The organism is Sinomonas sp. R1AF57 (assembly GCF_002224485.1).
Lineage (GTDB): Bacteria > Actinomycetota > Actinomycetes > Actinomycetales > Micrococcaceae > Sinomonas > Sinomonas flava.
The window spans coordinates 2,896,205-2,916,851 of the sequence record NZ_CP022463.1; the positions used below are offsets into that span (position 1 = coordinate 2,896,205).

Below are 20,647 nucleotides of genomic sequence, written 5' to 3' on the forward strand. Positions count from 1 at the left end.
CCGGCACGGGCTGGTCAGCGGACGGTTCGACCCGACTTCGGTGGCGGCCCACGTCCCCTCGGCCCGGGCCTTGGCGAGGACCTTGTAGAACCAGGCCCGTGAGACACCGTGCCTGCGGCAGAACTGCGCCACCGCTCCGCGCGGGGCGTCATCGGGCCACTGGGCCACACGCATACGGACCTTCAGATCAGGCTCATGGATGCTCATGCCGTGATCTGAGCGGTGAAGTGTCCACACACTCGTGAGACACACCGTCCACGATCTCCTGAGACAGAAGTGTCCATTCAGTCCCGAGACTTCACATCGCGCCCCACTCCGTCTCGGGTACGCCAGATCACACCCCACCCCGTCTCGGGTACGCCAGATCACACCACACCCCGTCTCGGGTACGCGCGACGGCGGGTGCGTGCCCCGGCCGGGCGGGCGCGCGGCGTCGTCCGCCGTCGATGACGGAGGAAGGCCCGCCCGCGGCGGTCGCGTCAGACCGCGGTGCTCGTACCCGAAACGCCAGCGGCGCACTCTTTGCGTACCCGAAAGGGGGTGGGCGGGGAGGTGCCGCGCCCGGAACGGGCGTGGGTCAGGTGCGGTTGAGCTCGGCCGAGATGGCCTCAGCGGCCTGGCGCAGGAGCGGGACGGCGCGCTCGCCGAAGGCCTCGTCCACGCGGGAGATGGGCCCTGAGACGGAGATCGCGGTGGGCGTCGGCGCATGGGGGACGGCCATCGAGAAGCAGCGGACGCCGATCTCCTGCTCCTGCTCGTCGATCGCGTAGCCGCGGGCGCGGATCTTGTCGAGGTCGGAGAGGAGGGAATCGACGTCGCCGATGCTGTAGGGCGTGGGGGTGGGCATGCCTTGGCGGGAGACGATGGAGCGGACCTGCTCGTCGCCGAGCTCGCCGAGGATCGCCTTGCCCACGCCCGTGTCGTGCGTGTGGGCGCGCCGGCCCACCTCTGTGAACATCCGCATGGCGTGGGGCGAGGGGACCTGGGCAACGTAGATGACCATGTCCGAGTCGAGGACCGCCATGTTGGCCGTCTCGCCCAGCTTGTCCACGAGCATCTTCAGCTGGGGCTGCGCGAGTGCGCCGAGCTGCTTGTTGGCGCCCTCGCCGAGGCGGATCAGGCGCGGGCCGAGGGCGTAGCGGCGGTTCGGCAGCTGCCGCACGTAGCCGAGGGCGACCAGAGTGCGCAGCAGCCGGTGGATGGTGGGCAGGGGGAGCTCGGTCGACGACGACAGCTCGCTGAGCGTGACGTCTCCCCCGGCGTCGGTGATGAGTTCGAGCAGCTCGAAGACGCGCTCCACCGACTGGACGCCGCCCGATGCCTTCTCGGCCATGTCTCCTCCTGATGCCACAGCTTCCGACAAAAATTATCCGCATCCCGGAAATCTGCGGCTCTTCCACGATACCCCACGCTCCGATCGGCAGACAGGGACGCGCGCAAGCGACGGGACTTGAATTTTCCAAGATGCAGAGAATAATATCCGTAGTACGGAAAACGTGACCGAGGCCGATGCCTCCCGACAGAAGGACGATTCAATGGCGAGTCCCAGCCCCGGCAACTCCATCACCCTCCGCGTGGACGCCCCGAGCCGTATCAGCATCACGAGCGAGCTCGCCGCGGCCGTCGCAGCCGCCGGCGCCCCCGTGACCGCGCTCGACATCAGCGAGTCCCACCACGACCAGCTGGTCGTCGACATCACGTGCAACACGACCTCCGAGCAGCACGCCGAGGAGGTCGCCGCCGCCCTCGAGGCGCTCGAGGGCGTGACGGTCCGGAAGGTCTCCGACCGCACCTTCCTCATGCACCTGGGCGGCAAGCTCGAGGTCGTCCCGAAGGTTCCCCTCCGCAACCGCGACGACCTCTCGCGGGCCTACACGCCCGGCGTCGCCCGCGTGTGCCGTGCGATCGCCGAGAACCCCGAGGACGCGCGCCGGCTCACGGTCAAGCGGAACACCGTCGCGGTGGTCACCGACGGCACCGCCGTGCTGGGCCTCGGCGACATCGGGCCGGCCGCCGCCCTGCCCGTCATGGAGGGCAAGGCCGCGCTCTTCAAGCAGTTCGCCAACGTGGACGCGTGGCCGGTCTGCCTCGACACGAAGGACACCGAGGAGATCATCAGGATCGTCAAGGCGATCGCCCCGGTCTACGGCGGCGTGAACCTCGAGGACATCGCGGCGCCGCGCTGCTTCGAGATCGAGGCCCGCCTCCGCGAGGAGCTCGACATCCCGGTCTTCCACGACGACCAGCACGGCACCGCGATCGTGACCCTGGCGGCCCTCGTCAATGCCCTCAAGATCGTGGAGAAGAAGATCGAGGACGTCCGCATCGTCGTCTCCGGCGTGGGCGCAGCGGGCAACGCGATCATCCAGCTCCTCCAGGCCCAGGGCGCGAAGAACGTCATCGCGTGCGACCGCAAGGGGGCCATCCACCGCGGCCAGCAGCACACGGACGCCCACCGCATCTGGATCGCCGAGAACACCAACCCGGAGTCCTTCTCCGGCACCCTCGTCGAGGCGCTCAAGGGCGCCGACGTGTTCATCGGCGTCTCCGCGCCGAACCTCTTCGGCCCCGACGCCGTTGCCACCATGGCGGAGAACGCGATCGTGTTCGCCATGGCCAACCCGGACCCGGAGACGGACCCGGTGGCGGCCGCTGACCACGCCGCCGTCGTCGCCACCGGCCGGAGCGACTTCCCGAACCAGATCAACAACGTGCTTGCGTTCCCGGGCGTCTTCCGCGGCCTGCTCGACGCTGGCGTGGCCGACATCACCCCTGCCATGCTGGTGGCTGCGGCCCAGGCGATCGCCGCCCGCGTCTCGGACGAGGAGCTCAACCCGAGCTTCATCGTCCCGAGCGTGTTCGACCCGCACGTCGCCCAGGATGTCGCCGCCGCGATCGTCGCCGCCGCCCACGCGTAGTCCGCAGGCGCACAGCAGAGCACCCAGGCCCACTGACCTCCCGGCACCGGGAGAGAGAAGGAGGATGGCATGGCCATCACCGTGACCGACACGGCGCCCGTCGCGCGCGCCGGGGAGATCCTCACCGACGAGGCCCTCGCGTTCATCGAGGAGCTCCACGCCCGCTTCGGCGCCGAGCGCAACGCCCGCCTGGCCGCCCGCAAGGCCCGGCGGGCCGAGGCGGCCAGCACCGGCAGGCTCGACTTCCTGCCCGAGACCGCCGTGGTCCGCGAGGGGGACTGGAAGGTCGCGGAGGCCCCCGCGGCGCTGCAGGACCGCCGTGTGGAGATGACCGGCCCGGCCAGCCCGGCGAAGATGGCCATCAATGCCCTCAACTCCGGGGCCCGCGTGTGGCTCGCGGACATGGAGGACGCCTCGAGCCCCCACTGGGCCAACGTCGTCGACTCCGTCCTCAACCTCCGCGACGCCGCCCAGGGCACCCTCTCCTACACCTCTCCCGAGGGCAAGGAGTACCGCCTCCGCAGCGACGCCCCGCTCGCCGTCGTGGTCACCCGCCCGCGCGGCTGGCACATGGAGGAGCGCCACGTGATGGTCGACGGCGAGCCCGCCATCGGCGCGCTCGTGGACTTCGGCCTGCACTTCTTCCACGTGGCCAAGCACCTCATCGCCTCCGGCCGAGGCCCGTACTACTACCTGCCGAAGATGGAGAGCCACCTCGAGGCGCGCCTCTGGAACGACATCTTCGTCTTCGCCCAGGACTACCTCGGCATCCCGCAGGGCACGATCCGGGCCACCGTCCTGATCGAGACCATCCCGGCCGCCTTCGAGATGGACGAGATCCTCTACGAGCTGCGCGACCATGCCTCGGGCCTCAACGCGGGCCGCTGGGACTACCTCTTCAGCATCATCAAGTACTTCCGCGACGCGGGCGAGAGGTTCACCCTCCCCGACCGCGCCTCGGTGGTCATGACGGCGCCGTTCATGCGCGCCTACACCGAGCTCCTCGTGCAGACGTGCCACAAGCGCGGCGCCTTCGCGATGGGCGGCATGGCCGCGTTCATCCCGAACCGCAAGGAGCCGGAGATCACGGCCGCCGCGATCGAGAAGGTGCGCGCAGACAAGACGCGCGAGGCGACCGACGGCTTCGACGGCTCGTGGGTGGCCCACCCCGACCTCGTGCCGACGTGCCAGGAGGTCTTCGACGCGGTCCTCGGCGACAAGCCGAACCAGGTCGACCGGCTCCGCCCCGAGGTCCACGTGACCGCGGACCAGCTCCTCGACGTCTCCTCGACGGAGGGCGTGGCCACCGAGGCCGGCCTGCACCTGAACCTCTACGTCGCCGTCGCCTACACGGCCGTGTGGCTCTCGGGCAACGGCGCGGTGGCCATCCACAACCTCATGGAGGACGCCGCGACGGCAGAGATCTCCCGCTCCCAGGTCTGGCAGCAGATCCGGAACAAGGTGGTCCTCGCGGACACCGGCAACACCGTGACCCGCGAGCTCGTCGAGCAGGCCCTCGCCGAGGAGACCGAGCGGCTGCGCACCGAGGTGGATCCGCAGGCCTTCGCGAAGTTCTACGAGCCGGCCAGCCGGCTCATCGCGGACATCTGCCTGTCCGAGGAGTACACGGACTTCCTCACCACCCCCGCCTACGAGCTGGTGGGCTGATGGGCTCCCACTCCCCCAGGCCGCGCCCGGTCTTCGGGGCAGCCGACTACGAGCGGATCGACGCCGGCCTCGCCGACACCGACCGCCTGCTCGCCGTCGGCTACCCCGGCGACTCGGGGTCGCGCCAGCCCGTCCACACCGTCTACGTGCCCGCGGACCGCTTCACGCCGTCGCTCCCGGCGGAGTGGGGCGCCGCCGCGCTCGCGGCCGCGGAGGAGGCCGGCGGCGTGAGGGCACTCGCCGAGCTCGTGGGCCTCTCCCCCGACCTGGCCGCCGAGGTAGCGCCCCGAGTCGAGGCCAAGCTGCGCACCGAGCCCATCGAGGACCTCCGCATCGACTTCGAGGACGGGTACCTCGCCCCCGGCCGCGCGGCGCAGGCCGGCGGCGACCCGGAGGAGACGGAGGACGCCGAGGCGGAGCGGGCGGCGGACCAGCTCGCCGCCGCGCTCGCCGCAGGGAGCGCGACGCCGTTCGCCGGAATCCGCTTCAAGTGCTTCGAGGAGGCCACCCGCCGGCGGGGCCTGCGCACGCTGGAGCTCTTCGTCGTCCGGCTCGTCGACGCCGTCGGCGGCCCCGACAGGCTGCCCGACGGCCTGGTGCTGACCCTGCCCAAGGTGACCACGGTGGACCAGGTCAAGGCGATGGTCTACGCCGTCGAGCGCCTCGAGTCCGCGCTCGGCCTGAACCCCGGCCGGCTCGGCTTCGAGGTCCAGGTCGAGACCCCGCAGCTCATCATCGGCGCGGACGGATCCCACCCGGTCGCGCAGCTGCCGCACAAGGCGGACGGCCGCATCACCGCCCTGCACTACGGCACCTACGACTACTCGGCGTCGCTCTCGATCGCCGCCGCGTACCAGTCGATGGAGCACCCCGTGGCCGACTTCGCCAAGGAGGTCATGCAGCTCGCGGTCGCCGGGACGGGCATCCGCCTCTCCGACGGCTCGACCAACATCCTTCCGCTCGGGGACGCCGCGCAGCGCGAGGAGGCCTGGCGGCTGCACGCACGCCTCGTGCGCCGTTCCCTCGAGCGGGGCTTCTACCAGGGCTGGGACCTCCACGCGCACCAGCTGCCCACCCGGTACATCGCGACCTACGCGTTCTACCGCCAGGGGCTGGGTGCCGCCACCGAGCGGCTGCGCAACTACGTGGCGCAGACTCCGGGGGCCGTCCTCGACGAGCCGGCCACCGCGCGCGCCCTCGCGGCCTTCGTGCTGCGCGGCCTCCAGTGCGGCGCGGTCGGCGCGGACGAGGTCCTCGCCTCGACCGGGCTGACCGAGGCCGAGCTCACCGGCCTCGCACATCCGCGCCTCGCGCACCCCCGGCTCGCGCACACCGCCGCCGTTCCGAACTGACCCCGCCAAGGAAGAGACATGGGCAAGTACTACTACCCCGAAGGCGGCCTGCCGCCGCAGACCCACCTGACCACCGAGCGCGCCATCGTCACCGAGGCCTACACGGTCATCCCCAAGGGCGTCCTGACCGACATCGTCACGTCCAACCTGCCCGGCTTCACGAAGACCCGCTCGTGGATCATCGCCCGGCCCATCTCCGGCTTCGCGACGACGTTCTCCCAGCTCATCGTGGAGATCGCCCCCGGCGGCGGGGCCCCCAAGGCGGAGTTCGAGCCCGGCGTCGAGGGCGTCGTGTTCGTGGTCAAGGGCACGGTGAACCTCACGCTCAACGGCGAGGCCCACGAGCTCGGCGAGGGCGGCTACGCCTACCTCGCCGCCGGCGACGAGTGGGGCCTGGAGAACGTCTCGGACGACATCGCCTCGTTCCACTGGGTCCGCAAGGCCTACGAGCGGCTCGAGGGCTACGAGGCCAAGAGCTTCGTCACCTCCGACGCCGAGGTGGCGCCCCGGGAGATGCCGGACGTCAACGGCGTCTGGAAGACCACCCGCTTCGTCGACCCCGACGACCTCGCGCACGACATGCACGTGAACATCGTGACGTTCCAGCCCGGCGGCGTGATCCCGTTCCCCGAGACCCACGTCATGGAGCACGGCCTCTATGTCCTGGAGGGCAAGGCGATGTACCTGCTCAACAACGACTGGGTGGAGGTCGAGGCCGGCGACTTCATGTGGCTGCGCGCCTTCTGCCCCCAGGCCTGCTACGCCGGCGGCCCCGGCGAGTTCCGCTACCTCCTCTACAAGGACGTCAACCGCCAGGTGAAGCTCACCTGAGAGGAGCCCTCAAGCACGACGGCGCGGGGCTGGCCTGGCACTGAGCCGCCCCGCGCCGTCGTATCCACCCGCGCCGTCGTATCCACCCCGCGTTTCGGGTACACATCCTTCGCGCATTTCACCGTTTCGGGTACGCCAGATCCCGCGAGAGGGCCTTCCGGGTAGGCGATCAGTCCTTCCCCGGACCTCCAGCGATCCGATAGGACTCCTCGACCATCTCGGCCAGCTCGTTCCGCGAGATCCGTCCCAGCCGGACGAGCACGAGCTGCGGAGACCCCACGTGGTGCGGGATCTCCCAGTAGAACGTCTCGGGGTCCATCGCGGAGAGGGCCTCGCGTTCCTCCGTCTTGAGAGTCACGACACCCGGCTCCCAGATGCGTGCGAACAGCGTCCTGGCAAACCACGCGGGCTGGTTCCAGCTCGGCCGCTCGGTCACGCCCGGCAGGGCCAGGCACAGCGCACGGACGTCCTCCTCGGTGGCCACGGGTCGGTCTCCCGGGGCTCAGTCGGCGCTGCGCAGGTCGTAGACCAGCTCGACCAGCGCGTCGTCGTACGTCGCTGCCTCGCGCAGGGCGAGCTGGACCTGTCCCGCCGGGCCGAAGCGCCGCCCCTGGCCGATCATCGACGGCGCCACGACCAGCCGCAGCTCGTCGACCTCGCCGAGGTCCAGGAGCTCCCGGACCAGGCTCAGGCTGCCCCAGCAGCCGATGTCGCCCTCCGACTCCGCCTTGATGCGACGGATGCCCTCGCCCGTGTCCCCCGAGTACACCTCGCAGTCCCCCTTCTCGCCCCAGGGCGCCTCCTGGTGGGAGTGGGAGAAGACGTAGCGGGTAAGCGCGTTGAGCGCCGGGGCGACCATCTCGCCCTCGGACGCCTCGGTGGGCCAGAACGAGCTGAAGCCCTCGTAGGTGCGGGCGCCCATGAGCATGCCCGACAGCCCCTCGATGAGCTCGAGCTGCCGCCGGGCGAACCCTTCCGCGGCACCGCCGATGAAGGGCTCCATGAAGGATGTCGTGCCCTCGGGGTCCGCCGCGAAGCCGTCGGCGCTGATCGTCTCCTGAACAATGAGCCGTCCCATGGCTCCACCGTGGCACCGGAGCCCGCCTCTGAACAAGGGCTAACGTTGGCTTCGCCATGACATCTCCCGCTCGCTACCCGTGGGCCGTGCTTGCCCACGCCGTCTTCCTCCAGCTCGCCGCGTACACCGTGCGGCCCACCGCGTCCTACCGCGCGCTCGAGCTGGGCGTCGAGCCGGCGCTGCTGGGACTGGTCGTGGCGAGCTTCTCCCTCCTGCCGCTCGCGGCCGCGGTGTGGGTGGGCCGAATGGACGACGCCGGCCACGGACGCCCGCTGCTCCTCGCCGGCGCGCTGCTCATGGTCGGCTCCGGTGTGGGGCTGCTGCTCGCGACCCCGGACGTGTGGTGGCTCCTCGGCTGGAACGCGCTCCTCGGCCTCGGGCACCTCATCAGCCTTCTGGGCGAGCAGAGCCGCATCGCCGAGGCCGCGGCCGCTTCGGGGCGGCGGCGGAACCTGGACGCGCTTTTCGGCCTCTACACGTTCGCGGGTTCGACCGGGCAGGCGCTCGCCCCGACCCTGCTCGCCGTGGTGGGCGGCGGCTCCGTGCTGCCCGAGACCGGGCCGCTGTTCGCCCTGTATCTCGCCGCGGCTGTCTGCATGTCCGCGACGACCTTGTGGATGGTCGCCAGGCGGTCCGGGAACCGGGGCACCAGGCGCACGACCTCGATTCCACTGCGCCAGGCACTCGCCGCCGATCCGGCCGTTCGGCGGCCCCTCGTGACCTCGATCGGGGTGTCGATGATGGTGCTGTGCTCGATCGACCTCATCCAGGTCTACCTGCCGGCTCTCGGGGTGGAGCGCGGGATCCCCGCCTCCGTGGTCGGGGCGCTCCTGACCGCCCGCGCGCTCGCGACTATGGCCTCGCGGCTCGCGCTCGGACGACTCGTGGACCGGTTCGGCCGCTCCGGGCTCATCCTGTGGGCGACCGTCGCCGGCGCCGCCGCCGTCCTGGCCGTCGCGGTGCCGATGCCGGAGTGGGCCCTCGGCGCCGTGCTCGTCGCGGCAGGGTACGCGCTGGGGATCGTGCAGCCCCTGACAATGACCGTCGTCTCCCTCGCCGCGCCACCCGGCACCCGGGGGACCTGGCTCGCCGCACGGATCACGGCCAACCGCCTCGGGCAGGCCGTCTTCCCGCCCGCGGTCGGGCTGCTCGCCACCGGGATGGGGTCGGCCGGCGTCTTCACCGCGGCCGGGGTGCTGCTGGGGGCTTCGGCGGCCGGGTGGCGAGCGGCCCGCCCGGCCCCCTGATCCCCTACCCCGCCCCTTAGCGTTTCGGGTACAGCAGATTCCCTCCCGAACCGTTTCGGGTACGGGTCTTCACTCCCCCAGCCGTTTCGGGTACAGGTCTTCGTTCGCCTCTGCTCAACGGGTACACGACGCACGACGCCGCGGCCTCGCTCCGTGTGGTGAGCTCACCCGCCCAGGCGTCCCGGCGGCGTCGCACGCCAGACCTTCGAGAGGTGCGTGCCGGCGCAACCGGGTCGGCCCGGGCGCAGATTAGCTGTACCCGAGACGCCCCAGACCGGGATTAGCTGTACCCGAAACGCCATGAGGGCAGATTAGATGTACCCGAAACGTCAGCCGCCGCGGCCGGAACCCTCCACGAGATCCGCCTCGCGGTCGTCCTCCTCGTCCCGCGGAGCGTCATCCTGGTTCTGCGGCTTCCAGCTCAGGTGCACGGCAACGCCGTCGCCCTCCGCCTCGATGCGCATCACGATGTCCTGGCCGAGCAGGTGCTTGTGCTCGAGATAGTTCCTGTCCCCCTGTGCCTCCTCGAGGAGACGGTTGAGCGCAGCGCACATGGCCCGCCCCCAGTCGTGCGGATCCTTGCTTGATGCATGCTCCATGCCGAAATAGGTCGCCATGACTCCATCATTGCGCCCCCGGACCCCGCGTACCAGTGAGCCCCGCTCCACGTTTTGGTATCCAAAGCGGCTTGACCGCCATTACAACCACGCCCTACACTTTCATTCAGAGAAAGTTTTATTCCACGATCTGAAAAAGAGATGATCGTGAGAACCGCGAAGAGAGGTGTCGACGATGACATACACGGTGAACTGCTCCATCCTCCTGACCGAACTGCCCCTGCTCGAGCGCCCGGCCGCCGTCAAGGCCGCCGGCTTCGACGCCGTCGAGTTCTGGTGGCCGTTTGCCGAGGCCGTCCCCGCCGACAAGGACGTCGACGCGTTCATCGCGGCGCTCGAGAACGCCGGCGTCCAGCTGAGCGGCCTCAACTTCTTCGCCGGGGACATGCCGGCCGGGGACCGCGGCCTCGTGTCCTGGAAGGGCCGCTGCGGCGAGTTCAAGGACAACATCGACGTGGTGGTCGGCATTGCCGAGCGCACCGGCACCAAGGCTTTCAACGCCCTCTACGGCAACCGCCAGGACGCGTTCACCCCGCAGGAGCAGGACGAACTCGCGCTGAAGAACCTCGTCGCGGCGGCCGAGGGCGTCGCGAAGGTCGGCGGCACCGTCCTCCTCGAGCCGGTCTCCGGCACTCCCGCCTACCCGCTCAAGACCGCGGCGGACGCCCTCGGCGTCATCGCCGCGACGAAGGAGGCCGGCGTCGACAACGTCAGGCTCCTGGCGGACTTCTACCACCTCGCGGTGAACGGCGACGACGTCGCCGCGGTGATCGAGGAGCACGCCAAGGACTTTGGCCACATCCAGATCGCCGACAACCCCGGCCGCGGCGCCCCCGGCACCGGAAGCCTCCCGCTCGGCGAGTGGATCTCCCGCTCGCGCGAGCTGGGCTACTCCGGCTACATCGGCCTCGAGTACAAGGCCCCCCAGGCCGAGGCGTTCGCCTGGGCCATCCGCCCCGTCGCCTGACCGGCCACCACCTACCAGACGTCAAGGAGAACAGCATGAGCAACGCAGGGACCAAGTCCAGCATCGCAGTGATCGGCCTCGGCATCATGGGCCTCCCCATGGCCGTCAACCTCGTCAAGGCCGGCCACACCGTCACCGGCTACAACCGCAGCGAAGACAAGGTCAACAAGCTTGTCGCGGAGGGCGGCCGAGGCGCCAAGAGCATCGCCGAGGCGGTCAAGGACGCCGAGGTCATCATCACGATGGTCCCGGACTCCCCCGACGTCGAGGGCGTCGTCTCCGGCGCCGATGGCGTCTTCGCGAACGCCCCGAAGGGCGCGCTGTGGATCGACGCCTCCTCGATCCGCCCGGACGTCGCCGCCCGGCTCTCCGCCGACGCCCGCGATGCCGGCCTCCGCCCCCTCGACGCGCCGGTCTCCGGCGGCGAGCAGGGCGCCATCGACGCCGTCCTGTCCATCATGGTCGGCGGCGAGAAGGCGGACTTCGACGCCGCCCTCCCGGTCCTCGAGGCGGTCGGCAAGACCATCGTCCACGTGGGCCCCTCCGGCTCCGGCCAGACCGTCAAGGCCGCGAACCAGCTGATCGTCGCCGTCAACATCCAGGCGCTCTCCGAGGCGATCATCTTCCTCGAGGCGTACGGCGTGGACACCGACGCCGCGCTCAAGGTCCTCGGCGGCGGCCTCGCTGGCTCGAAGGTCCTGGACCAGAAGGGCCAGAAGATGCTGGACCGCAACTTCGACCCCGGTTTCCGCCTGGCCCTGCACAACAAGGACCTCGGCATCGTCACCTCCGCGGCCCGCGAGGCCGGCGTCGTCGTACCGCTCGGCGCGGCCGTCGCGCAGCTCGTCACGGCCCTCGTCGCCCGGGGCGACGGCGGCCTCGACCACTCGGGCCTCTTCAAGCTCACCGCCGAGCTCTCCGGCAAGGAGTAGCCGCGCACGACGGCGACCACTCGCCGTCGTGCGCCGGGCACCCACGTCAGGTGCCCCCACAGACAGCCGGCCCCGGGCGCGCAACCTCGGGGCCGGCCCCTTTCTCACACCCGAAAACGTTCCAAAGGAGCTTCCGACATGGCAAAGATGCGCACTGTCGACGCGATCGTGGCCATCCTCGAGAAGGAGGGCGCCACCGAGGCCTTCGGCCTGCCCGGCGCCGCGATCAACCCCCTCTACTCCGCGATGCGCGCCCACGGCGGCATCCGCCACACGCTCGCCCGCCACGTCGAGGGCGCCTCGCACATGGCGGACGGGTACTCCCGCGCCAAGGCCGGCAACATCGGGGTGTGCCTTGGCACCTCCGGCCCCGCCGGCACGGACATGATCACCGGCCTGTACGCGGCCCAGGCGGACTCGATCCCGATGCTGTGCTTCACCGGGCAGGCGCCCGTCGCGAAGCTGCACAAGGAGGACTTCCAGGCCGTGGACATCGAGTCCATCGCCAAGCCCCTGACAAAGATGGCCATGACCGTCCTCGAGCCCGGCCAGATCCCCGGCGCGGTGCAGAAGGCCTTCCAGCTCATGCGCTCCGGCCGCCCCGGCCCCGTGCTCCTTGACCTGCCGTTCGACGTGCAGATGGCGCAGATCGACTTCGACATCGACGCCTACGAGCCGCTCCCGGTCGAGAAGCCGCGCGCCACCCGGAAGCAGGCCGAGAAGGCCATGGACATGCTCACCGCAGCCCAGAAGCCGCTGATCGTCGCCGGCGGCGGCATCATCAACGCCGACGCCGCCGCGCAGCTCGTCGAGCTGGCCGAGACCCTCAACGTGCCCGTGGTCCCGACCCTCATGGGCTGGGGCGCGATCCCGGACGACCACCGCCTCATGGCCGGGATGGTGGGCCTGCAGACCTCGCACAAGTACGGCAACGCGACGTTCCTCGAGTCCGACTTCGTGATCGGGATCGGCAACCGCTGGGCCAACCGCCACACTGGCTCCATCGAGAAGTACACCGCCGGGCGCACGTTCGTGCACGTCGACATCGAGCCGACCCAGATCGGCCGCGTGTTCTCCCCCGACTTCGGCATCGTCTCCGACGCCGGCGCGTTCCTCGACACGGTCCTCGAGGTGGCGCGGGAGCGCAAGGCCTCCGGCCAGCTGCCCGACTACACCGCGTGGGCCGAGGCCGCCCAGGCCAAGCGCGGCCGCATGCAGCGCAAGACGCACTTCGACAACGTGCCCATGAAGCCGTTCCGCGTCTACGAGGAGATGAACAAGGCGTTCGGCCCCGACACCACCTACGTGACGACGATCGGCCTGTCCCAGATCGCCGGGGCGCAGATGCTGCACGTGTTCGGCCCCCGCAAGTGGATCAACGCCGGCCAGGCAGGGCCCCTGGGCTGGACCGGGCCGGCCGCGCTCGGCGTCGTGCGCGGCAAGCCGGACGAGACGGTCGTGGCGCTCTCGGGCGACTACGACTTCCAGTTCATGATCGAGGAGCTCGCCGTGGGCGCGCAGTTCCAGCTGCCGTACATCCACGTGGTGGTCAACAACTCCTACCTGGGCCTCATCCGCCAGTCGCAGCGCGGCTTCGAGATGGACTACCACGTCTCGCTCGCCTTCGAGAACATCAACGCGGAGCCGGAGACCGGCACCGCCGCAGGCTACGGCGTGGACCACGTCAAGGTGGCCGAGGGCCTGGGCTGCAAGGCCATCCGGGTCGAGCACCCGGAGGACCTGGGGCCGGCCTTCGAGAAGGCCCGCGCCCTCATGGCGGAGCACAGGGTGCCGGTCGTGGTGGAGGCGATCCTCGAGCGGGTCACCAACATCGCGATGGGAACCGAGCTGGACAACGTGACGGAGTTCGAGGGGCTCGCCGAGACCCCCGAGGACGCTCCCACCGCGATCGTGGCCCTCGCGGGCGCGGGCAGCTAGCCGGGCCGAAGGCAGGACAAGGAATGAAGATCGTCCTCGCCCCGGACAAGTTCAAGGGCTCCCTCACCGGCGCCCAGGTCGCCGAGGCGCTCGCCGAGGGCATCCGCGAGGTGCTCCCCGACGCCGAGCTCGTCCTGGTCCCCGTGGCCGACGGCGGCGAGGGCACCGTGAGCGCGGCGCTCGGCGCGGGCTTCTCCCCACGCCGGGCGGCCGTGGCCGGCCCGACGGGCCAGACGCTCACCGCCGAGTTCGCCGTCTCCGCAGGCCCCGAGGGCCGGCGCACGGCAGTGATCGAGATGGCCGCCGCCTCCGGGCTGGACGTGCTCCCGGACGGCTTCCGCGACGCCCGCGGCGCCACGAGCCTCGGCACGGGCCAGCTCATCCGGGCGGCCCTCGACGCGGGCTGCCGCGAGATCGTCCTCGGCGTGGGCGGCAGCGCGTGCACCGACGGCGGGGCGGGCATGCTCGCCGGCCTCGGCGCGCGGTTCACGGACGACGCCGGCCGCGACCTCCCGCTCGGCGGCGCGGCCCTGGCGCGGATCGCCGAGGCGGACCTGTCGGGCCTCGACGCCCGCCTCGACCACGCCCGGCTCATCCTCGCCGCCGACGTCGACAACCCCCTCCTCGGCGCGGAAGGAGCGGCGGCCGTGTTCGGCCCGCAGAAGGGGGCCTCGCCGTCGGACGTCGAGGAGCTCGACGCCGCCCTGGCGCGATTCGCCGCCGTCCTCGGCCAGGCCATGGGTCCCGTGGCCGCAGCCGCGAAGGACCTCCCCGGCGCGGGCGCGGCCGGCGGCGTCGGGTACGCCGCACTCGCCCTCGGCGCGATGCGGAGGCGGGGCATCGACGTCGTCGTCGAGTTCACCGGGCTGCGCGAGAAGCTCGCCGGCGCGGACCTCGTCGTCACCGGCGAGGGGAGCCTCGACGCGCAGTCGCTCTCGGGCAAGGCCCCGATCGGCGTCGCGAAGGAGGCCGCCGCGCAGGGCATCCCGGTTGTCGCGGTGTGCGGGCGGAGCCAGCTCGCGGACGCCACAGCGGCCGGCTTCCGCTCGGTCCACGCGCTGACAGGCCTCGAGCCGGATGTGGAGACCTGCATCCGCGAGGCGAGCACCCTTCTGAGGCGGATCGGGATCGATCTGGCCGCCTCTATCGTTGACCTTGAGAACAGTAAGGAGCCTGTGACGTGAGCAATGCAGAGAGCGCTCCGGCATTCGACCTGGTGATCCGCGGGCAGCGGGTCCTCACCACGGCGGGCGTCGCCCCGCGGGAGGTCGGCATCACCGACGGGCGCATCGTCGCGCTCGAGCCCCTCGGCAACGGCCTCACCGGCCGCGAGACCATCGAGCTGGCCGAGGACGAGACCCTCATCCCCGGCCTCGTGGACACGCACGTGCACGTGAACGAACCGGGCCGGACCGAGTGGGAGGGCTTCGCCTCCGCCACGAAGGCCGCGGCCGCCGGCGGCGTCACGACCATCATCGACATGCCGCTGAACTCGATCCCGCCGACCGTCAACGTCGACGCACTCCAGGTCAAGCGCGCAGCGGCGGAGACTCAGTCCTTCGTCGACGTGGGCTTCTGGGGCGGGGCGATCCCAGGCAACACCGGGGACCTGCGCGCACTCCACGACGAGGGCGTCTTCGGGTTCAAGTGCTTCCTCCTCCACTCCGGCGTGGACGAGTTCCCGCATCTGGAGGTGGACGAGCTCGAGAAGGACCTGACCGAGATTGCGTCCTTCGACGGCCTCATGATCGTCCACGCCGAGGACTCCCGCGCGATCGACCGCGCCCCGAACCCCGAGGGCGACGTCTACGAGAGCTTCCTGCACTCGCGTCCCCGCGGCGCCGAGAATGTGGCCATCGCCGAGGTCATCGAGCGCGCGCGCTGGACCGGCGCGCGGGCGCACATCCTGCACCTGTCGTCGTCGGACGCGCTGGCGATGATCGCCTCGGCGAAGCGCGACGGCGTGAAGCTGACCGTCGAGACCTGCCCGCACTACCTCACGCTGCTGGCCGAGGAGATCCCCAACGGGGCGACGGCCTTCAAGTGCTGCCCGCCGATCCGCGAGGCTTCCAACCGGGAGCTGCTGTGGCAGGGACTCGAGGACGGCACGATCGACTGCATCGTCTCTGACCACTCCCCCAGCACTGTCGACCTCAAGGACCTCGAGAACGGCGACTTCGGCGTGGCCTGGGGCGGGGTCGCCTCGCTCCAGCTGGGGCTGTCGATCATCTGGACCGAGGCCCGGCGGCGTGGAATCGCGCTCGAGCAGGTCGTGAGCTGGATGGGCGAGAAGCCGGCGGAGCTCGCGCGCCTGCAGCGCAAGGGCGTGCTGGCCCCGGGGTACGATGCCGACCTTGCCGTCTTCGCCGCGGACGAGACCTTCATCGTCGACGCCGACAGGCTGCACCACAAGAACCACATCACGCCGTACCAGGGCAAGGCGCTCTCCGGCGTGGTGCGCCGCACCTTCGTGCGCGGCACCGAGGTGGACTTCAGCGAGCCCAAGGGCCGGCTGATCCGCCGCGGCACTGCCTGATCCACTGCCCGCCCGACCCCAGGATGGAACCATGACAGTCTCAACCAAGCTCTCCACCGGCCAGCAGGCCCCGGACTTCACCCTCCCGGACGCCTCGGGGCACGACGTCTCCCTGGCCGACTTCCGCGGCCGCCGCGCGGTCGTCTACTTCTACCCGAAGGCCGCGACCCCCGGCTGCACGACCGAGGCATGCGACTTCCGGGACAGCCTCGACGCCCTCAACGCCGCCGGCGTGAGCGTCATCGGCATCTCCCCGGATCCGGTCGAGGACATCGCCTCGTTCGCCGAGGACTTCTCGCTCACGTTCCCGCTCCTGGCGGACGACGGCGCGTCGGTCGCCAAGGAGTGGGGTGCGTGGGGCGAGAAGATCGTCAACGGCGAGGTCAAGGAGGGCATCCTGCGCTCGACCGCCGTCGTGTCCCCCGAGGGCACGATCGAGTCCATCGAGTACGGCGTCCAGGCGGACGGCCACGTGGCAGCCCTGCGCGACAGGCTCGGCCTCTGACCCAGCCCCCTGCCGGCCATCACTGGCCCTGCGGCCCCGGTGCCAGTCCCCTGTGGACTGGCGCCGGGGCCTTCTGCGTCCCGGCGCCCTGCCCCTCCGCCGAAGTCACCCCGTGTGCTGCCGAAGTCACCCCCTCTGGCGCCGAAGTCACCCCCTCTGGCGCCGAAGTCACCCCGTGTGCGGCCGAAGTCACCCCCTGCCGCGCCCACGTCACGCCAGGGTGCCAGCAGCCACTCCAAAGCACGAGGTGACCTCGACACCACACCCGGTGACCTCGGCGGGACGCGGGGTGACCTCGGCGGGACGCGGGGCTCAGAATTTCTGTATCCCACGTCACCGGATAGTGTTGACAGTCACACCACCCATGAGGCAGACTTATTGCACATGCTGAAATAACAGTTCCACGATACGGAACCTAGTTGGCCCTCCGGGGCGCTAGAAAAAGACGTTCCGTATAGCCGTCACCGTGGATGCCAGCATTGAGCAGTTGAGGACCCGACAAGCCATGTTGCTTGAACAGTTCAATGCCGCCCCCGCCGATGAGGCAAGAGAGCTCCTGAAGCCGTGCCTCGACGTCGACCGCTGGATCGATGAGATCACCCGGGCCCGACCCTTTGCCAGCGTCGAGGACCTCCTCGCCGCAGCGCGCACTGCAGCGGACTCTTTCACCCCGCAGGAGCTGGAGGGCGCGCTGTCCCACCACCCCCGCATCGGGGAAAGGGCCGCCGGCAAGAGCGCCGAAGCGTCGATGTCCCGCAGCGAGCAGGCCGGCGTCGATCCCCGCGACCACAGGGTGACAACCGCCCTGGCCGAGGGGAACCGGGCATACGAGGAGAAGTTCGGCCGGGTCTTCCTGATCCGCGCCGCCGGCCGCAGCGCCGAGGAGATCCTCTCCGCGCTCCAGGACCGCCTCGGCCACACGCCGGAGCAGGAGGAGCCCATCGTCGCGGCACAGCTCCGCGAGATCGCCGTGCTCCGGCTGGAGCAGAGCCTGCAGGAGCAGAGCCTCGCCGCGAACCGAGCGTCGAAGGGGGCATGAGCGCATGAGCGTCTCACATGTGACCACCCACATTCTGGATACCGCTGCCGGGAAGCCGGCCGCAGGTGTCGCCGTCGAACTCTACGCCCGCGACGGCGGCGCATGGTCCCGGATTGGCACGGGCATCACCGATGCAGACGGGCGGGTGAAAGAGCTCGGCCCCGAGCGGCTGGACAGCGGTGAGTACCGCCTCCAGTTCGCGACCGGACCGTACTTCGCCGGCATCGGACAGGACACCTTCTTCCCGGAGGTTTCGCTGACCTTCACGGTCGACGCGGCGGAGGCGCACTACCACGTGCCGCTCCTGCTGAGTCCTTTCGCCTTTTCCACTTACCGAGGGAGCTAGCGCCATGGCGCAGAACAACACCGAGAACACCAAGATCGTCCTGGGCAAGAACCAGTACGGCAAGGCCGAGGTCCGCGTCGTCAAGATCACCCGCGACACCGCGCGCCACGAGATCGAGGACCTGAGCGTCACGTCGCAGCTGCGGGGCGACTTCGACGCGGCGCACTTCGACGGCGACAACGGCCACGTGGTCCCCACCGACACCCAGAAGAACACGGTCTTCGGGTTCGCCCGCGACGGCGTGGGCTCGCCCGAGCAGTTCCTCATCCGCCTTGCGGACCACTTCACGTCCGAGTTCGCCTGGGTCACGGGCGGCCGCTGGGAGGCGGAGCAGTACGCCTGGGAGCGCATTCCCGCTCCGGCGCAGGGTCAGGCCGAGGGCCACGACCACTCGTTCGTCCGCAAGGGCCAGGAAGTCCGCAACGCGGTGGTCGTGAAGGACGGCGACACCATCCAGGTGATCTCCGGCCTGAACGATCTCACGGTCCTCAAGTCCACCCAGTCCGGCTTCGTGGGCTACCCGAAGGACCGCTTCACCACGCTCGAGGAGACCACGGACCGCATCCTGGCCACCGACGTCTCGGCCCGCTGGCGCTACAGCCCCGAGGCTGTCGCGAGCGGCTCGGTCGACTTCAACAAGTCGTACGACGACGTCAAGGCGCTCCTGCTCGAGGGCTTCACGGAGGGCTACTCCTACGCGCTCCAGCAGACCCTGTTCCAGATGGCGCAGAAGGTCCTGAACGCCCACCCCGAGATCGAGGAGGTCCGCTTCTCGACGCCGAACAAGCACCACTTCCTCGTCGACCTGACGCCGTTCGGCCTCGACAACCCGAACGAGGTCTTCTACGCGGCCGACCGCCCGTATGGCCTCATCGAGGCGAACTTCCAGCGCGAGTCCATCTCGGACGACTCCAACGCCTGGGACGGCATCACCGGCTTCTGCTGAGCCGGCTCCGTCCCGCGCTGACCCAGCGCTGAACCGGAGGGAGGCACGACGGCGGTGAACTCCGGCCGCCGTCGTCCTCCTTCCGCTCCCCCCGCCTCGCCCGAGGCACCCCACCACCCCACGAAATCCATCGTTGCGCGCTCGGATATCACAGCTGACAAGGAGGTCCGCTATGTCCCGAAACCATGCGCCCGCACCCGGCCACAACAGCGCCGAGGCGGTCCGCCCCGAGGACCAGAGGCTGCCGATTGGCACCGCCTTCGCCTACGGGTTCCAGCACGTGCTGACGATGTACGGCGGCATCATCGCCCCGCCGCTCATCATCGGCTCCGCCGCCGGCCTGAGCGGCCCGGACATCGCGCTGCTGATCACGTCCTGCCTGTTCGTCGGCGGTCTCGCGACCCTGCTGCAGACGCTCGGCGTCAAGTGGTTCGGCTCGCAGCTGCCGCTCGTGCAGGGCACCTCGTTCGCGTCGGTCGCGACGATGCTCGCCATCGTGAGCGGCGGCGGGGGGCTCCCGGCAGTGTTCGGCGCCGTCATCGCGGCCTCGCTCATCGGCCTGCTCATCGCGCCGTTCTTCGCGAAGATCATCCACTTCTTCCCGCCCGTGGTCACCGGCGTCGTCATCACCACGATCGGCCTGTCCCTGACGCCGGTCGCCGCGAACTGGGCCCTGGGCGGCAACGCGAAGGCGCCGGACTACGGCTCCCCGGCGAACATCGGACTCGCAGCCCTGACCCTTGTGGTCATCATGCTCCTGAGCAAGCTCGGCAACGCCGTCATCTCGCGGCTGTCGATCCTCCTCGCGATCGTCATCGGCACCGTCGTCGCGGCGTTCCTCGGCATGGCCGACTTCTCAAAGGTCGGCACCGGCCCGATCTTCGAGCTCCCGCGTCCGTTCGCGTTCGGGATGCCGACCTTCGAGCCGGCGGCGATCATCTCGATGGTCATCGTCATCCTCGTGATCCTGACCGAGACCACCGCGGACATCCTGGCCGTCGGGGAGATCGCGGGCACCAAGGTCGATTCGAAGCGGATCGCGAACGGCCTCCGCGCCGACATGCTGTCCTCGGCTGTCGCGCCCGTGTTCAACACATTCACCCAGAGCGCCTTCGCCCAGAATGTCGGCCTCGTGGCCGTGACGGGCATCAAGTCGCGCTTCGCGGTGGCCGCGGGAGGCGGCGTCCTGACGCTTCTGGGGCTCCTGCCCATCCTCGGCCGGGTCGTCGCCGCAGTGCCGACCCCAGTCCTCGGCGGCGCCGGCGTCGTGCTCTTCGGCACCGTCGCGGCCTCCGGGATCCGCACCTTGGCGAGGGTGGACTACAAGGACAACATGAACCTGATCATCGTGGCGACCTCCATCGCCTTCGGGCTCATCCCGGTGATCAACAAGGACTTCTACGGCCACTTCCCGACCTGGTTCCAGGTCATCTTCGACTCGGGCATCAGCTCTGCCGCGATCATGGCGATCCTGCTGAACCTCGTCTTCAACGTGGTCAAGCAAGGCAATCCCCATGACCCGTCGGTGTTCGCCGCGGCACCGACCCGGATCATCCCGATCCAGGTCCTCGAGTGCCTCGAGGAAGGCGACCGCTGCGAGAACGGGAAGATCCTCGACAAGCACGGCAAGGAGATCACGGTCCAGGAGCCCAACGGCGCCCACGGCCACTGATCCGCTCCGCTTGGGACCCCGCAAAGGACGGCCGAGGACCCCGCAACGCCTCCAC

19 protein-coding genes and 1 pseudogene are annotated in these 20,647 nt (G+C 70.1%); 15 read left to right on the forward strand and 5 right to left on the reverse strand.

Annotated elements, in window-relative coordinates; genetic code table 11:
• Positions 1-207: pseudogene (locus CGQ25_RS13315) on the reverse strand (IS481 family transposase); the annotation flags it as partial.
• A gap of 370 nt (positions 208-577) precedes the next feature.
• Positions 578-1,333: an IclR family transcriptional regulator gene (locus CGQ25_RS13320; protein ID WP_208710352.1), complete on the reverse strand. Its 756-nt coding sequence runs from the start codon at positions 1,331-1,333 to the stop codon at positions 578-580.
• A 202-nt stretch (positions 1,334-1,535) separates the two neighbouring features.
• Between CGQ25_RS13320 and CGQ25_RS13325 the strand changes: the two genes are divergently transcribed.
• The 4 genes from CGQ25_RS13325 (at position 1,536) to CGQ25_RS13340 (ending at position 6,769) form a co-directional block, all read left to right on the forward strand.
• Positions 1,536-2,918 carry an NADP-dependent malic enzyme gene (locus tag CGQ25_RS13325; RefSeq protein WP_208710353.1) on the forward strand — a complete coding sequence of 461 codons (1,383 nt, stop codon included), beginning with the start codon at positions 1,536-1,538 and terminating at the stop codon, positions 2,916-2,918.
• Between the two features lie 69 nt (positions 2,919-2,987).
• Positions 2,988-4,586 carry a malate synthase A gene (aceB, locus tag CGQ25_RS13330; RefSeq protein WP_208710354.1) on the forward strand — a complete coding sequence of 533 codons (1,599 nt, stop codon included), beginning with the start codon at positions 2,988-2,990 and terminating at the stop codon, positions 4,584-4,586.
• Positions 4,586-5,938, forward strand: coding sequence for an aldolase (locus CGQ25_RS13335; protein ID WP_208710355.1), 1,353 nt, complete (start codon positions 4,586-4,588; stop codon positions 5,936-5,938). The genes aceB and CGQ25_RS13335 overlap by 1 nt, the downstream gene beginning before the upstream one ends.
• 18 nt (positions 5,939-5,956) lie before the next feature.
• Positions 5,957-6,769 (forward strand): bifunctional allantoicase/(S)-ureidoglycine aminohydrolase, encoded by an 813-nt coding sequence (locus tag CGQ25_RS13340; protein WP_208710356.1) that lies wholly within the window; start codon positions 5,957-5,959, stop codon positions 6,767-6,769.
• Positions 6,770-6,938: 169 nt separating this feature from the next.
• Here the strand turns inward: CGQ25_RS13340 and CGQ25_RS13345 are convergent, their stop codons facing one another.
• Positions 6,939-7,253, reverse strand: a complete 315-nt coding sequence (locus CGQ25_RS13345; protein ID WP_208710357.1) for an MmcQ/YjbR family DNA-binding protein — start codon at positions 7,251-7,253, stop codon at positions 6,939-6,941.
• Positions 7,254-7,271: 18 nt separating this feature from the next.
• Positions 7,272-7,847, reverse strand: coding sequence for a dihydrofolate reductase family protein (locus tag CGQ25_RS13350; protein WP_208710358.1), 576 nt, complete (start codon positions 7,845-7,847; stop codon positions 7,272-7,274).
• Between the two features lie 56 nt (positions 7,848-7,903).
• Here CGQ25_RS13350 and CGQ25_RS13355 point away from each other — a divergent pair, with 56 nt between their 5' ends.
• A complete protein-coding gene (locus CGQ25_RS13355; protein ID WP_208710359.1) occupies positions 7,904-9,094 on the forward strand; it encodes an MFS transporter in 1,191 nt (396 codons plus the stop codon).
• 329 nt (positions 9,095-9,423) lie between these two features.
• Here CGQ25_RS13355 and CGQ25_RS13360 read toward each other — a convergent pair whose 3' ends face one another.
• Positions 9,424-9,693 carry a hypothetical protein gene (locus CGQ25_RS13360; RefSeq protein WP_208710360.1) on the reverse strand — a complete coding sequence of 90 codons (270 nt, stop codon included), beginning with the start codon at positions 9,691-9,693 and terminating at the stop codon, positions 9,424-9,426.
• A 193-nt stretch (positions 9,694-9,886) separates the two neighbouring features.
• Between CGQ25_RS13360 and CGQ25_RS13365 the strand changes: the two genes are divergently transcribed.
• The 10 genes from CGQ25_RS13365 to CGQ25_RS13410 all read left to right on the forward strand — a co-directional run bounded on the left by CGQ25_RS13365 (position 9,887) and on the right by CGQ25_RS13410 (position 20,592).
• Positions 9,887-10,678, forward strand: coding sequence for a hydroxypyruvate isomerase family protein (locus tag CGQ25_RS13365; protein ID WP_208710361.1), 792 nt, complete (start codon positions 9,887-9,889; stop codon positions 10,676-10,678).
• A gap of 35 nt (positions 10,679-10,713) precedes the next feature.
• Positions 10,714-11,610, forward strand: coding sequence for a 2-hydroxy-3-oxopropionate reductase (locus CGQ25_RS13370; RefSeq protein ID WP_208710362.1), 897 nt, complete (start codon positions 10,714-10,716; stop codon positions 11,608-11,610).
• 138 nt (positions 11,611-11,748) lie between these two features.
• Positions 11,749-13,548, forward strand: a complete 1,800-nt coding sequence (gene gcl, locus CGQ25_RS13375; protein WP_208710363.1) for a glyoxylate carboligase — start codon at positions 11,749-11,751, stop codon at positions 13,546-13,548.
• Between the two features lie 23 nt (positions 13,549-13,571).
• On the forward strand, positions 13,572-14,732 hold the full coding sequence (locus CGQ25_RS13380; RefSeq protein ID WP_208710364.1) for a glycerate kinase: 1,161 nt from the start codon (positions 13,572-13,574) through the stop codon (positions 14,730-14,732).
• Positions 14,729-16,084, forward strand: coding sequence for an allantoinase AllB (gene allB / locus CGQ25_RS13385; protein ID WP_208710365.1), 1,356 nt, complete (start codon positions 14,729-14,731; stop codon positions 16,082-16,084). The genes CGQ25_RS13380 and allB overlap by 4 nt, the downstream gene beginning before the upstream one ends.
• A gap of 31 nt (positions 16,085-16,115) precedes the next feature.
• Positions 16,116-16,589: a thioredoxin-dependent thiol peroxidase gene (gene bcp / locus CGQ25_RS13390; RefSeq protein ID WP_208710366.1), complete on the forward strand. Its 474-nt coding sequence runs from the start codon at positions 16,116-16,118 to the stop codon at positions 16,587-16,589.
• Positions 16,590-17,076: 487 nt separating this feature from the next.
• Positions 17,077-17,628 carry a 2-oxo-4-hydroxy-4-carboxy-5-ureidoimidazoline decarboxylase gene (uraD, locus tag CGQ25_RS13395; RefSeq protein WP_255405315.1) on the forward strand — a complete coding sequence of 184 codons (552 nt, stop codon included), beginning with the start codon at positions 17,077-17,079 and terminating at the stop codon, positions 17,626-17,628.
• A 4-nt stretch (positions 17,629-17,632) separates the two neighbouring features.
• Positions 17,633-17,974, forward strand: a complete 342-nt coding sequence (uraH, locus tag CGQ25_RS13400) for a hydroxyisourate hydrolase (RefSeq protein WP_208710368.1) — start codon at positions 17,633-17,635, stop codon at positions 17,972-17,974.
• A 4-nt stretch (positions 17,975-17,978) separates the two neighbouring features.
• Entirely contained in the window at positions 17,979-18,920 is a 942-nt protein-coding gene (pucL, locus tag CGQ25_RS13405; RefSeq protein ID WP_208710369.1) for a factor-independent urate hydroxylase, read from the forward strand.
• 172 nt (positions 18,921-19,092) lie between these two features.
• Positions 19,093-20,592: a nucleobase:cation symporter-2 family protein gene (locus tag CGQ25_RS13410; protein ID WP_208710370.1), complete on the forward strand. Its 1,500-nt coding sequence runs from the start codon at positions 19,093-19,095 to the stop codon at positions 20,590-20,592.
• The last annotated feature ends 55 nt before the right edge of the window (positions 20,593-20,647 follow it).